Here is a 13,400-nt window from a genome sequence, read left to right on the forward strand (position 1 = left end):
AATAGGGACCGTGGACGGGCAGCGGGGCGATATCGGCTTGGCCGGTGCGGTGGAGGCGGCCGCGCCACCGGCGGTGGCCGCGCCACCGGCGGGCACGCTGTTCGTCCTGCCGATGGAGGACGGTACGACGGCGCTGCGGGAGTCCTTCCGCGCCCAGCTGGAGGCGGTGGCCCTGTGGTGGGAACGGCCGCCGCCGGACGGCCCGGGTTTCGTGAAGGTGGCACCGACGCGGCCGGTGGCCGACCGGCACGCCGTCGAGCGCTTCCTGGAGGAATCGGGGATCCGGAGGGCGGAACCGGACGTCCCCGTGGTGCTGTACGTGACGGGGCACGGGCTGACCTCGCCCTCGGCCAAGCACTTCGCGGTCCTGCGGGAGACCAGGACCGACCGGCTGCTGGCGACCGGCCTGCGGACGACGGAGATCGTCATCGCCGCGCTCGACTCGTACGCCCGCGACGTCCTGGTGATCGTCAACATGTGCGAGTCCGCCGACCTGGGGGGCGAGCTGCTGGAACTCGCGCGGGACCTGTCCGCCGGGCGCACCCGGACCGCCACCCTGAACGTGCTCACCACCGCCGCGCCCAAGACGCAGGTACTGGGCGGGGAGTTCGCACTCGTCCTGCGCAGGGCCCACGAGTGGCTGGCCACGGCCGGCGGGATCGCCCGCCCGCACCTGACGATGGGCGAGTTCAGCCGGGCCCTGTCCCGGGCGGCGCAGGCGATCGGCGCGGAGCTCGGCCGGCCCCTGTCCGTCGACTGCCGCCCGCTGCTGGCCGGCAGCCTGCACGTGCCGACGTCCGCCCTGCCGAACCCGGGGTACCGGCCGGAACCGACCGTGGTGGACGAGGGCCGGCAGGAGGTGGCGACGGCCCCGAAGGACCTGGAGCACTGGCTGGAGAAGGCCAGCGGCCGCACCGGCGCCGAGGACACCGGCTGGTACTTCTCGGGCCGCAGGGACCTGAACGCCTCGGTGGTCTCCTTCCTGGCGGGTCCGGCCGGGGTACTGGTCATCACCGGCATCACGGCGAGCGGGAAGTCGGCCGTTCTGGGCCGCGCGGTGACCTTGAGCGACGCGCGGTTCAGGCGGTCCGCCCTGTTCGAGGCCGCCGTCGGCCACTGCCCGCCGGAGACCGTCCCGGACGAGGGCGCCGTGGACATCGCCGTCACCGCGCGCAACCGGGAGGCCCTGGGGCTGCTGAAGGCCATCGCGCAGAAGCTGGGAGCCACCCCCGACCCCGCGGGCAGGGACCAGCTGGGCCGCTGGCAGCTGGGGCTGCGGAGGTTCCTGGGAGCGACCGGCCGCCCCGTCACGATCGTGGTCGACTCCCTGGACGAGGCGACCGACCCGGCGGCGGTCCTGCACCAGGTCCTGGTCCCTTTGGCCGGCCCCGCGCCGGGCGGCACCGTACCGCCACAGGCCGAACGGCCGCACGGCGGCGGGGAGCCGTCGCCGGCCGGGCATGCGCCGGACGGCAACGGACCGACGGCCGGGGATCCGCCGGACGGCAACGGACCGACGGCCGGGGATCCGCAGGACGGCCACGAGCCGTCGCAGGCCGGCCCCCCATCGGCCGGCACCGGCCCGTCGCCCGCCGGCCACCCACCCACCGGCACCGCCCCGTCGCCGGGCGGTGCCCGGCCGGGGCCCGGCCGGGGCCGGGTGCGGCTGCTCGTCGCCGTGCGCAGCAGCGATGCGGCCGGCGGGGCGCCGGACGGCGACGGACAGGACCTGCTGGGCCGGCTGCGGGAGGCGTTCGGCGGGGCGGCCGTGCTGCGCACGGACGGCCCGGAGATGCGTACGGACGTCGAGGGGTACGTACGGGCCCTCCTGAACGGGGAGACCCTCTGGGCGGGCCGCGACCTGGACGAGGTGGGGCGGACGGTGGCCGGCGCGGCGGGACGGTCCTTCCTCGACGCCCGCGTGGCGGCGGGCCAGTTGCGCGCCGGGGGGCCGGGGCTGCTGGCCGACGCGGACTGGCTGGCGCGACTGGGCGAGGGCACGACCGGGCTGCTGGAGGCCGACCTGGCGGGGGCGGCCGAGGACGGCCTGGCGGCGGACGAGGCGCTGGCCCTGCTGCGGGCGACGGCGTTCGCGCGGGGCCGCGGCGTCGCCTGGGGCGAGGTGTGGCCGGCCGTCGCCTCCGCGGTCCTCGGCAGGCCCCTCACGGACGCCGACGGCAAGATCCCGGTGCTTCTGGGAGGCCGTCTGGCGGGGTATCTCACCCATGACGTAGAAGAGGACCAGCGGGTCTACCGGCCGGCGCACGAGCGGCTGGCCGCGGTCCTGCGCGCCTGGCCCGCCGCCGGCGCCGCACCTGCCGGGGGGATGGGAATGACAAGTGCCCAGGACGGGCCCGACGACGATACGGCCGCGGCGCGTACGGGTCCCCCAGCGGACCGCGCGCACCAAGACCCGTACGCGCACCGGCAGGACCCGTACGCGCACGTGCACGAGGACGACGCCGCCGTGCACGCCCGCATCGCCCGGGCGCTCGCCGACCTGGCCGCCCCGCGCACCGCGGGAGCCGCCGACGCCGCCGGAACCGCCGACGGCGCCCCGCACCCGTACGTGCGCCGGTACCTCGCGCACCACGCCCGCCTCGGCGGCGTCCTGGACGACGCGCACGTGCCGCCGGAGGTCCTGCCGTGGCTGACCGGGAGCCCCGTCCGCGGCCTGCTGGGGCCGGGCCGCGGACAGGAGGGCCGGTTCTGGCTGGAGGCGTGGGCCGCGGTGGAGCCGTACCTGCACCGGGTCGACGACCACCCCTCGCGCCTGGCCAGCCTGCACCTGGCGTACGCGGCGCTGCGCTTCCCCGGTCTGGCGCGCCCGCCGATGCCCGAGGTGGAGACCGGGGCGGCGCCTCCTTCCCCCTCCGGGGCGCCGCTGAGCGTGCTGTGGTCCCAGTGGGCGCCGGCCGTCAACGTCCTGGCCACCCTCGGCGGCACGGTCCGTTCCCTCGCGGCACTGACGGCGCCCGACGGACGCGCGGCCCTCGCGGCGGGCGACGAGAACGGCGGCATCGAACTCCTCGACGCGGTCGAGGGGACGGCGCTGCGCGAGCGGATCCACGCCCACGACGGGGCCGTCCGCCGGCTGCTCCTCGCCCCGCGCCCGGCGCAGTCCCCCCTGCTCGTGTCCGGCAGTGCGGACGGCACCGTGCGCCTGCGGGACCCCGCGTCCGGCCGGCTCGTCGACCAGGTGCACCGGCCCGGCGGGATATGGATCGCCGACGTGTGCGCGTACCGCGACAGCGGGCACGAGCTCGCCGTGCTCAGCGTCAACGGCAACGGTCAGCTGGTCTGGTGGAACGAGCGGATGGGGCCGCAGGAACTGCTGACCCTGCCGGGGGACGTACCGCGTACGGGGGCCGTCGCCCTGGCGGTGGTGGAGGACCCGCCCGGCCCGCCCCTGCTGGCCGTCGCCGACGGGACGGAGCTGGCGTTCCTGGACACCGCCTCCCGGGCCGAGGCGGCACGGTTCGAGCTGCCGGCCCCCGTACGGGTGCTGGCCGCCACCACCCGGACCGGGACGGTCGCGGCGGGCCACGCGGACGGCAGCGTCACCCTCTGGGGCGCCGACGGGCCGCGCTCCCCCCTCACCGGCGCCCCCGGGCCGGTGACCGGCCTCGCCGCCCTCACCCTGGACGGACGCCACCTCCTCGCCGCCGCCACCGGCAACGACATCGCCGTGTGGGACACCGCCGTCCAGGAGCCCCCCGGGCTGCTCGGCGGGCACACCGCCCCGGTGACCGCGCTCAGCCCCGTCTCCTCCCCCGACACCGGCGTCCTCGCCTCGGCCTCCGCGGACGGCACGCTGCGCCTGTGGAACCGGGAGGCCCTGCGCCGCGCACTGGACGCCGCGAACGCACCGGCAGCGGCCGCTCCGACCGGCGGAACGCTGCTGACGCGGGACGCCGGGGACGTGCACGGCCCGTCCTGGTTCGCGCTGAGCGGCGGTGTCCCGCACGTCGACGTCCGGGACATCGACACGGGGGACACGGTCGCCAGGATCGACACCGGCCGGCCGGCGACGGCCCTGGCCTGGGCCCGGCGCGGGCGGGGCCGCGTCCTGGCGGCGGCCGCGGGCACGGACCACACCATCCGGCTGTGGGACGCGGACACCCGGCGCGTCCTGCCCGACGCCCTCGAAGGGCACGTCGACCACGTCCGCTCCCTCGCCGCATGGACCACCGCGGAGGGCCGCAACCTGCTGCTGAGCGGCGGGGACGACCACACGGTGCGGCTGTGGGACCTGGACCGCCCGGGCCCGCTGCGGAAGTGGAGCGGCCACGGCATGCGGGTGTGGGCGGTCGCGGCCGCCCAGGACGGAACGGGCCGGGACTGGCTCGCCTCCGCCGGCTCCGACGGCACCGTGCGCCTGTGGGACGCGGAACACGGGCAGCGGGGCGCCCCCCTGCGCTGCGCCCAGGGCCTGCTCCACGCCGTCGCCCTCAACCCCCGGCCGCTCGGCGGCCTCCCGCCGCACCTGGCCAGCGGCGGCGACACGGGCACCGTACGCCTGTGGGACCTGCTGGAACACCGGCCGCTGGGCACACCGCTGACCGGCCACACGACGGCCGTACGGGCCCTGGCCGCGTGGAGCACGGAGGGCCACGGCAGCCTGGTCGCCGCCGGAGCGGCCGACGGGACCGTCCGCGTGTGGGACGCCGCCACCGGCCGGTGCCGCCTGTTCCTCGCCACGGGGAGCCCGGTGCGCAGCCTCGCCGCACACCCCGCGGCGGCCGACGGTTGCGTGGTCCTCTCCTTCGCCGGGGACGCCGGCGCGGCCGCCGTGGAGCTCGACCTCGCCCGGTGCGGAAGGGGCGGAGCCTGACCACCGCCCCCGCGTGCGCCCCCGTGCTCCTTCGTGCGCCCCCGTGGACCACCGCAACCCTGTCGCTTCAGTCGTATCCGCGCATGAAAATGATCGTTCGGCATGTGTCACGGACCGGAACTCCGCGCGGAAGCCCCCGGCCCGTCACGCACCGCCGGCCCACCCGTCCATCCCGCACCAGCCGACCAGTCGGCCAGTCGGCCAGCCGATCGGCCCCGCTCATGAGCACCGCTCACGAGCGGGCACCACACCACACCGCCAAGGGACCGGTTCTCCCGGCGGACGGGGCCGCCCCGCCGACCCGCCCGCCCGCCGCGGGAGCCCACGAGCATCACCGGCACGCGCCCGCGAGGGGCGGCCGGAGCAAGGAGAGCGGCCGTATGAGCCGGGACACCGCACAGCCCGACGTCGTCCTCGTCCCCGCGCCGGAGCGCGGCATCTGGCGCCTGGGGAAGGCCAAGAACCCGGTCACGTACGAGGTCATCAGCCAGGAGGACGCCGACCGGACGGGCGGCAACCGCTGGAGCCTGGTCAGCTACGGCACCCTGTACTGCGCCTCGGAACACGACGGCTGCTTCGCGGAGGCCTTAGCACCGTTCCGCGTGCACCCCGAGATGCGGGAGGTCATCGCGGACGACTGGCAGGAGCCGTACTACATGACCCCCGGCAAGATCCCCCGTGACTGGACCACGCGCCACACCCTGGTCCGCCTGCTGCCCCCCGAGGACGCCCGCTTCCTCGACGTGGACGACGAGCGGACCCTGGAGACCCTCTCGCGCGAACTCAAGGACCAGCTGGCGGAGCAGGACGTCGACCGGCTCACCCCGGAGCACATCCAGGGCCGCAACCGCCGGATCACCCGGCTGATCTCGGCCTGGGCCATCACCCAGCGCACCGGCTCCTCGGAGCAGGAGCGCCTGATCCACGGCATCGCCTACCGCTCCCGCTTCGGCATGCGCCAGTGCTGGGCCGTCTTCAACGACGTGGCGCTGAAGCAGGAGGAGTCCAGCCTGATCTTCCCGGAGGCGGAGGCACTGCGGCGGGTGGCGGACGAGTACGGGCTGACGATGCTGTGACGGGAGGGGCGGCCCCCGCCCCCAGCCCACCAAACCCCCCTCAGAACCCCCCGCAGAACCCCCCTTACCTCCCATGAAAACAACCCTCCAACCACTCGATTCCCCTCACCCGAAAGGACGAAACCCCCTCCCCCGGCACGGCGACATCACCCCAGGTCAGACTGCAACCCGAGCTTCGAGCAGGACAGTTGACGCCCCATCGACATCTCGACGGATTCTTCCCAAGAGGTGGAGTTGGAGGGGGATAATGGGTAACCTAACCGGTACATCGACCAACGTGGAGCATGTGGGGGATCTCATGAACAGCATCGGATGTGCCGCAGTCGCGTCCTTAGTGGCCGCCGGACTCGCGCCATGCGTCGCGGCACCACCAGCCCCTTCGGGCGCCCCGCTCACCCCAGCCCTCCCCCTCGGCCATCCATGGGCCGGATCCGCCCCGCGGACCGGAATACATCGAGGCTGAACGCCGACCGCCGCCCGCCATCGGCAGGCCGGCACACCCCACCCGCCCTGGTCACGCTTCCCGGCGGGTCGGGAACAGGAACACATCGTGAAGCGTTCGCAGCTCGCCGAGACCGAGCGTCCCTCCCGTCTGCCCCCGCGGCAGCACACGACAGCCAGGTCCTGCGGGCACACACGACACCCGTCGCCTGAGCATGCGACCCGCCACCCGCGCGGGCGCACAGTCAGGGCAACGAGGGAGACCTGACCATGCCTTCTGACGCCACCACGCCCCCCACCACTGTCGCCGTCGCCGTCGCCGTCGCCAAGAGCGTCGCCAGCGCCGAGCGGGCCCACGCCACCACCGTGCGCATGCACATCAGCGAGATCGCCCGCTTTCTCCAGGACAATCTGGGCCAGCGCCTGACCGCGCGCATCGCCAACATCAACGACCCCAAGCAGGTCGGCAAGTGGGCCTCGGGGGACACCAACCCCCGCCCCGAATCGGAACAGCGCCTGCGTGCCGCCCTCCAGGTCTTCCAGCTGATCCAGGACGCCGAGAGCCTCTACACGGCCCGGGCGTGGATGATCGGCATGAACCCGCAACTGGACGACGAGGCCCCGGCCCAGTGCATCGCCGAAGGCCGGATGCGCGACGTGATGGTGGCGGCCCGCGCCTACGTCGACGGCGGCTGACCCCGAACCCACGCCGTCCGCCTGTCAGTGGTCGTCCGTACAGTCGTGATATGAAGCCCATCACGTTCATCGCCGGTGACGCCACGAGCCCCCAGGCCAAAGGCCCCAAGGTCATCGCGCACGTCTGCAACGACCTCGGCGGCTGGGGCAAGGGCTTCGTCCTGGCGATATCCAAGCGCTGGCCGGAGCCCGAGAAGGACTACCGCACCTGGCACCGTGCCCGCTCCGGCAACGACTTCGGCCTCGGCGCGGTCCGGCTGGTCCAGGTCCGGCCGGACCTCTGGGTCGCCAACATGGTCGCCCAGCGCGGCATACGCACGGGCAGCTCCGGGGTGCCCATCCGCTACGACGCCCTCGAACGCTGCCTGACCGCACTCGCCGACCACGCACTCGAACGCGGCGCCTCCGTCCACATGCCCCGCATCGGCTGCGGCCTGGCCGGCGGGAAGTGGTCCCGCGTGGAGACCCTGATCACCGAGACCCTGTGCGCGAAGGACATCGCCGTCACGGTCTACGACCCCACCTGAACCGGCCGCCCGGCCGAGCGCCCCGCCTCACCCCCGCCAGGCGGCCGGCGGAACCGAACGAACCGCAGCCGCACGCGCCTCCCGCCGACGCCACGGCGAAGAACGCGCGCCATGCCCGTACCGCCGAGAAGGGAGTCCGCCGTGTCAGCGACCCATGGAATCTCCGTGACGCACGCGTGGGAGCCGCACGAGTGGTCCAACGAGGAGACCGCCGCGTACGAGGCGGCGATCGAGGCGGTGAACGGGGCCGTCGGCGCCTACAGCGCGCTGATCGCGGCAGAGGAGGCCGCGCCGGAGCCGGACCCCGCCGTCATCGGGCGGGCGCAGGCCGCCCGGACCAGGCTCGCCCGCGAGCGCGAAGGGCTGCGCTCGCACAACCGCGCGCAGATCACCGCCGCACGCCGGCACTACGCCCGGCTCGCCCGGGAGACCCGGGAAGGCATCGCGTGATCAACCCCGCCCAGGCCGAGCGCCACCGGTTACCGGATGCCGAGAACCAGCGGATCTTCCACGACCACATCGTCCCCGACCTCCTGGCCGGACGCGCCCCACAGGCAACGCCAACGGTGGTGTTCCTCATCGGCCAGCCCGGCGCGGGCAAGAGCTGCGTCACGGAGATGGTGGCCGGCCTCCTCGACCGGCACGGCGGCTTCGTCGACGTCGACAGCGACCTCTACAAGCCCTACCACCCCGCCTACGACGGCCTGCTGGCCCAAGACGACACCCTCATGACCGCGTGCATCCGCGCCGACGGCCGCGCGTGGATGGCCCGGGCCGAGGAATACGTCCGCGCCCACCGTCTCCACGCCATCGTCCAGGAGACCTCCCAGAACGCGCAGGCCGTCGAGGAGAAGATGCGGGCCTACCGCCGGTCCGGAGCCCGCGTCGAGGGCCTGTTCATGGGCGTGCCCCGGGCGATGAGCAACCAGGGCATCGTGCACCGCTACTTCGAGCAACTCGCCGACCGCGGGCAGGGACGGCTCACCGTCCAGGCCAACGCCGACGAGGCCTACGAAGGAATCCTCGAACTCGCCGACCGCGTCGACAGCAGCGGCCTCCTGGACCTGGCCGTCGTCTACCGCCACGGCGAGGCGAAACCCCGCTACGCCAACACGACGGACGCCTCCGGGACCTGGACCGACCCGCCCGCCCTGAGCCGAGCCCTGCGGAACGAACGCACCCGCCCGTGGACGCGGGCCGAGAGCGCCGGCTTCACCACCACCCAGCTGCACCTGCGGGAGACCGCCCTCGGCCTGGGCCCGCAGTGGCCCGAGCACCTCGCCAGGATCGAACGGGAAGCCGCTCCCCACCTGCACCCGACCGACGCCCGACGCCTGGCACCGGCACACCCGCGCAGTACCCCCGTGCAGTCCGGCAAACCCGAAGGCCCCGTCCAGACACCCTCCCCGCCACCCGGGACAACGGCACCGCACCGACCCGACACCACCCGTCTTACACCTCCACACTGTTCAGCTGCTCGCAGGAGAGACAACGCCTGATACCGATGGCTCCGCCCCCACGCCTTCACGGTGCCTGCCCCTGCTGCGTCCCATGGGATTGGACCTCACGCTGTGGCCTCCGCGTCCGGGGCCCGCGTGGTGCGCCGCGTACGACTTGCTCACCACCACCGGTTCCTACCGCCCGCATGCGCATGCGGGCGACGGATGGGCGGACATGCGCCCTTTGGTCGGCCCAGCCGTAAGCGAGCCGATGCGCGACGCGTTCGCCGCCGAGTGCGAGGGCTGGTCGGGCCGTCCGTCCGGACACCTTCGACGGCTTCACCGCTCTGCTCGGGAACGGGGCGAGGTGGTCACGGATGCCGCCCACCGGGGCTGGGGCCTGGTGGGGCTGCCGTGACCGCACCGCTTGTCGTGGAGGCACCGGACCAGTACGGCCTCTATGTCGCCAGCCGAGGCGCGCGGGCCGCCTCGGGCATCGGGGCGGCCACGCGGGGTGCCGGAGCCGCCGCCCGGGGCCACGGTGGGGTGTTGGGCTGGGTTGCCGACAGGCGGGACGCGTGAGTGCGGGCCGCGTGGGCCATCGCGTTCAAGGCCGCCACGTCCTCGGGGGCGAAGCGGCCCGACGCGACAGCGGCCGTGACTGTCGCAGGCGTGCTCGGCCACCGCCCCGTACGGGCGCGCCGCACGGCCCGGGCCCTCGGGAAGGTCGTGCGGGGGCGGTCGCCGCCAGGCTTCGCGCAGGGCGCGGATGCGCGGGTGGTCCGAAGCCGCCAGTTCTCGGCCCATGTTGCTCCGGATCCAGTTCTGGAAGGAGCGGGTGACGTCCTCGCCGGCCTGTGTGGCATCCTGCGCCGTGGCATACGGGGCCGAAGCAGCCAGGCCGTCGTTCCGCTGGGAAGAGCCCTGCGGGCCGGGCTGTGGAGGAGTGTTGCCCGAGAGGTCCTGTCCGCCGTAGTCCGGGGGGCGGTGGGCCGCGCGGTGGCGGGCGAGTTGGGAGCCCTGGAGGGCGGTGGACTACGTCAAGGCGATCATGGAGAAGTCCGTCCGAAATGACACCCGGCGGCGCGGTGAACCTGCCCCCGGGCTTCGATCTCCCCGCCAACACACCTCCCCAGGTCCGCACCGCCGTGGCATGGGCCCTGCAGCAGAAAGGAGACTCACAGGACCCACGCGGATGACGGACTCACCCGACCTCTACCACCCGTAGGGCATCGTCAGCCCCGCGTTCTGGACCGGCTCCGAGCCCGATCAGCCACCGCCGTCGCCCGCCCCCTCCCCCCTGGCCGCGATCCAGGACGCCGCCGCGGCAGGCCTGCACGAGAAGGCGCTGGCCCTGGCCGAGGAACTCGACGCCACCACGACCGCCCTTCACGGCGAGGTCCACCTCGACACGGTCCAGGTGCGCGAAGTCCGGGGATACCTGACCGATCTGACGGGCCGCCCGGCCGAGGCCCTGGACTGGTACCTCCATACCCTCCGTCTGCGCGCCCGGCTCCATGGCCCCGACTCCCCCGACACCGAATCCGCTGCCCGCCGCACGTACAGCCTCTGGCGCACCCTCCCACCCCTCGAAGCCCAGAACGCCGCCCCTGCCCTGCTGGCCGCCCTCACCGAAACCCAGGGCCCGGACTCCCCCGCCGCCCGCTGGACCCGCCGTCGCAGCGCCGAACTGGCGGTGCATCCGAAGGACCTCCCGGTGGAGGAATCGCCCGAGCCGATCCGGCGCGACGAAGAGGCCGCTCCGGAGCCGGCCTGACCGGATCCTGTCGTCGAGCTCGACACCGCGTGGGGGGCTCGCCCGTGCGTGGCGGGAAGAGGAGCTGGTCGTCGTCGGCGATGCGGGTCACTCGGGCGGCGACACTCCGCGCCCCTGTACTCGGGGCCCTGTACTCGAGGCCCTGTACTCGGGGCCCTGTACTCGGGGCCCTGGATCGGTTCGCTCTCCGGAACCCCCGCCACGGTGCAGGTGGCGCACCTGGTGCGGTGGGACGTCACAGGGCTCCGGCGTCCGGCCAGTGGGACCAGTGGGTGTTGGGCGGGAGCGTCGGGCGGTACCGGGTCGGGTCTCCGGAATCGAGGACCTCGGCGAGCATCCGGAAGGTTTCGTGTTCGCTGGGTCTGGTCTCCCAGAAGTCCTCCGGCTGGTTCCACTCGTCCAGCCGCAGCAGCTCCGCCAGGTCGGGGGGAAGGCCCGCCCGCAGCTCCGTCCCGTCGGCCAGGAGGAGTTCCCGGTTCGCCGGTGCCAGCAGTCGGAACACGTCCTGCAGAGGGGTGCCGGCGTCGGCGGCGACCGTCAGTGCCGTGCCGCGGACGACCGCCGGGACCCCTCCCCCGTACTCCTCGACGCCCAGCGGATCGATCTCCTCCATGTTCTCCACCCGCTCCAGGAAGTCGCTGTACCCGGGCTCGCCGCTCGTGAGGCAGTTCCCGAAGCGGTACACGACGTCGACGAGGTTGCCCATGCGCGGGTTGTAGCCCAGCAGTTCGGCGACCACGGCCCAGCGCGTGGCGTCACCGAACAGGTGGATCCGTGCGTCGACGGGGTAGTAGTAGCCGTTGTCCAGGTCGGGGAAGGCCGACCGGTCCGCGCAGAGGTCGAACTGGCCGAGTATCGCTGAGGTCGTCATCACCGCTCCAGGCTAGGACCCGGGCACCGTGGACCCGACTTTTGTCCGCGGACAAAAGTCGGGGGTTCCAGGGGCACATCCACGCGCTCCGGCTGATGTCAGTGGCGGTCGGCATCATGGTGATCATGAGTCACAACATCGCTTACTCCACCGCCGACAAGGCCGACGTCCTGGCCTTCCTCGGAAGCAACGGCCGTCTCACGGAAGACCAGTCGCGCCGCCTCGACGGCATGCGCCGGGATGCCCGCGCCCATCAGGACGATCTGGACCAGCAGGGCGTCGACTGGGGTCTGACCGTTCCCGAGGCCCTGGAGCACCTCCTGGCCGGACACACCGACTCGGGCGCGGAGTGCGCCGGCAATGCCTACAACGCCGCGCTCCAGCACATCATCGACCACAACGCCTCCGACCCGTCCCATCTGGGCACCTACTCCAGGCCTGCCACGTTCTTCGGTCTGGTCGACGACGAGATGCGCCGCCTCGGCGTGCCCGCGGACCTCCTCCCCCAGGGCTACCTGTACAGCGAGCTGCCCGACGGGTTCCCCTTCGTCCCGGGATCCGTGGACGGGTATCCCGCGATAGGCCACCTGCCGCTGGCCAAGGCGAAGCCCGCCGCGGATGCCTACCGGGCCGTCCTCGACCAGATGAATCCCGACTTCCGTGACGACGTCCAGGAACTCATCGACAAGCTCGACTTCGAGCACGGTGAATGGGCGTTCGCCACGGAGAAGATCGACTGGTACACCCAGGACACCCTCTTCTTCAAGCTCACCTGACCGAGCTCATCCGGCCCCTCCCCCGGCTGGAGAGCAGAGAGGAGCCTTCAGGATGGCCGGACCCGATCCGACCACTGTGCTCGTCCGTGCGTGTCTGCGCGGCGGCGTCGGTGGCAGCCCCACCTCGGTGGTGCTGGACGATGACGGGCTGAGCGATGAGGACCGCCGACGCGTACCGGTGGAGCACGGGACCTCGCACGCCGTCTTCCTCCGAGTCAGCGGGGACGGAGCGGCGCACGGGCCCTCCCCCCGTGTCCGCATGCGCTTCTTCACCTCCCGGGGCGAGCTGCCCGCCTGTGGCCACGGCACGGTCGCCGCGCTGGCGTTCCTCGCGGCCCGGGCCGAGGCCGAGGGGAACTACCGGGCCACGTTCCACACGGCCGGGCGCGTCTTCGACGGCTGGGCGGTGCGCGACACGGCGGGTGTGGCTGCGTCCTTCGATCCCGGCCCCGTCAGCCTGCGCCGGCCGACCGCGACCGAGCGGGCCTCTGTCCTTCCCGCGCTGGGTATCGCCTCGGATGCGGCCGGTCCGGAGGTGCGGGTGGCGGGGGTGGGGCGCGAACGCCTGTTGGTGCCCGTCACAGACCGTGCCGCGCTAGCGGATCTGGTGCCGGACCTCGAACGGCTCCGTGACGCCTGCGACCGTGCGGGCCTGCTCGGCGCGTACGTCTACTCGCCGCCCTCCCCCGTCGGCACGCTGGCGGCCCGGATGTTCGCACCGTCGATCGGTGTCCCGGAGGACGTCGCCAACGCCAACAGCACCGCCTGCCTCGCCGCCCACCTGGCCGGGCAGGGTGTCACGGAGATCGCCGTCGGCATGGGCGACGCGGTCGGCCGCCCCACCACGATCACCGCCACGGCCCACCCGGGACCTTCGGGCCCCCGGATCCGCGTGGGCGGCACCGCCACGACCGGGCTGCCGCTCCCCCACCCCTGAGACGACCTGACCGAGGGCGGCGGGGG

10 protein-coding genes are annotated in these 13,400 nt (G+C 73.8%); 9 read left to right on the plus strand and 1 reads right to left on the minus strand.

The features are described 5' to 3' along the window. The first annotated feature begins 10 nt into the window (after nucleotides 1-10). The 7 genes from ACFY15_RS17055 to ACFY15_RS17085 all read left to right on the plus strand — a co-directional run bounded on the left by ACFY15_RS17055 (nucleotide 11) and on the right by ACFY15_RS17085 (nucleotide 10,790). Nucleotides 11-4,834 carry a hypothetical protein gene (locus ACFY15_RS17055; RefSeq protein ID WP_390825710.1) on the plus strand — a complete coding sequence of 1,608 codons (4,824 nt, stop codon included), beginning with the start codon at nucleotides 11-13 and terminating at the stop codon, nucleotides 4,832-4,834. 380 nt (nucleotides 4,835-5,214) lie between these two features. Continuing rightward, on the plus strand, nucleotides 5,215-5,910 hold the full coding sequence (locus ACFY15_RS17060; protein WP_390689593.1) for an RES domain-containing protein: 696 nt from the start codon (nucleotides 5,215-5,217) through the stop codon (nucleotides 5,908-5,910). A gap of 711 nt (nucleotides 5,911-6,621) precedes the next feature. Next, entirely contained in the window at nucleotides 6,622-7,047 is a 426-nt protein-coding gene (locus ACFY15_RS17065; RefSeq protein ID WP_390825711.1) for an XRE family transcriptional regulator, read from the plus strand. Between the two features lie 50 nt (nucleotides 7,048-7,097). After that, nucleotides 7,098-7,574, plus strand: coding sequence for a macro domain-containing protein (locus ACFY15_RS17070; protein ID WP_390689595.1), 477 nt, complete (start codon nucleotides 7,098-7,100; stop codon nucleotides 7,572-7,574). Between the two features lie 165 nt (nucleotides 7,575-7,739). After that, nucleotides 7,740-8,024 (plus strand): hypothetical protein, encoded by a 285-nt coding sequence (locus ACFY15_RS17075; RefSeq protein ID WP_390825712.1) that lies wholly within the window; start codon nucleotides 7,740-7,742, stop codon nucleotides 8,022-8,024. After that, nucleotides 8,021-9,073, plus strand: coding sequence for a zeta toxin family protein (locus tag ACFY15_RS17080; protein WP_390689597.1), 1,053 nt, complete (start codon nucleotides 8,021-8,023; stop codon nucleotides 9,071-9,073). The genes ACFY15_RS17075 and ACFY15_RS17080 overlap by 4 nt, the downstream gene beginning before the upstream one ends. Before the next feature lie 1,360 nt (nucleotides 9,074-10,433). Beyond that, on the plus strand, nucleotides 10,434-10,790 hold the full coding sequence (locus tag ACFY15_RS17085) for a tetratricopeptide repeat protein (RefSeq protein WP_390689598.1): 357 nt from the start codon (nucleotides 10,434-10,436) through the stop codon (nucleotides 10,788-10,790). A gap of 235 nt (nucleotides 10,791-11,025) precedes the next feature. On the opposite strand, the gene ACFY15_RS17090 is transcribed toward ACFY15_RS17085, so the two are convergent. Beyond that, a complete protein-coding gene (locus ACFY15_RS17090; protein WP_390689599.1) occupies nucleotides 11,026-11,661 on the minus strand; it encodes a DUF7003 family protein in 636 nt (211 codons plus the stop codon). A gap of 125 nt (nucleotides 11,662-11,786) precedes the next feature. Here ACFY15_RS17090 and ACFY15_RS17095 point away from each other — a divergent pair, with 125 nt between their 5' ends. After that, complete coding sequence (locus ACFY15_RS17095) at nucleotides 11,787-12,437, plus strand: hypothetical protein (protein WP_390689600.1); 651 nt, start codon at nucleotides 11,787-11,789, stop codon at nucleotides 12,435-12,437. Nucleotides 12,438-12,489: 52 nt separating this feature from the next. Further along, complete coding sequence (locus ACFY15_RS17100) at nucleotides 12,490-13,374, plus strand: PhzF family phenazine biosynthesis protein (RefSeq protein ID WP_390689601.1); 885 nt, start codon at nucleotides 12,490-12,492, stop codon at nucleotides 13,372-13,374. The last annotated feature ends 26 nt before the right edge of the window (nucleotides 13,375-13,400 follow it).

This window comes from Streptomyces sp. NPDC001373, assembly GCF_042895815.1.
Lineage (GTDB): Bacteria > Actinomycetota > Actinomycetes > Streptomycetales > Streptomycetaceae > Streptomyces.

Bases quoted from the DNA above. Each gene is read 5' to 3' on its own strand.
- ACFY15_RS17100 (WP_390689601.1), top strand. From the start codon at position 12,490: ATGGCCGGACCCGATCCGACCACTGTGCTCGTCCGTGCGTGTCTGCGC.
- ACFY15_RS17095 (WP_390689600.1), top strand. From the start codon at position 11,787: ATGAGTCACAACATCGCTTACTCCACCGCCGACAAGGCCGACGTCCTG.
- ACFY15_RS17070 (WP_390689595.1), top strand. From the start codon at position 7,098: ATGAAGCCCATCACGTTCATCGCCGGTGACGCCACGAGCCCCCAGGCC.
- ACFY15_RS17060 (WP_390689593.1), top strand. From the start codon at position 5,215: ATGAGCCGGGACACCGCACAGCCCGACGTCGTCCTCGTCCCCGCGCCG.
- ACFY15_RS17065 (WP_390825711.1), top strand. From the start codon at position 6,622: ATGCCTTCTGACGCCACCACGCCCCCCACCACTGTCGCCGTCGCCGTC.
- ACFY15_RS17090 (WP_390689599.1), bottom strand. From the start codon at position 11,661: ATGACGACCTCAGCGATACTCGGCCAGTTCGACCTCTGCGCGGACCGG.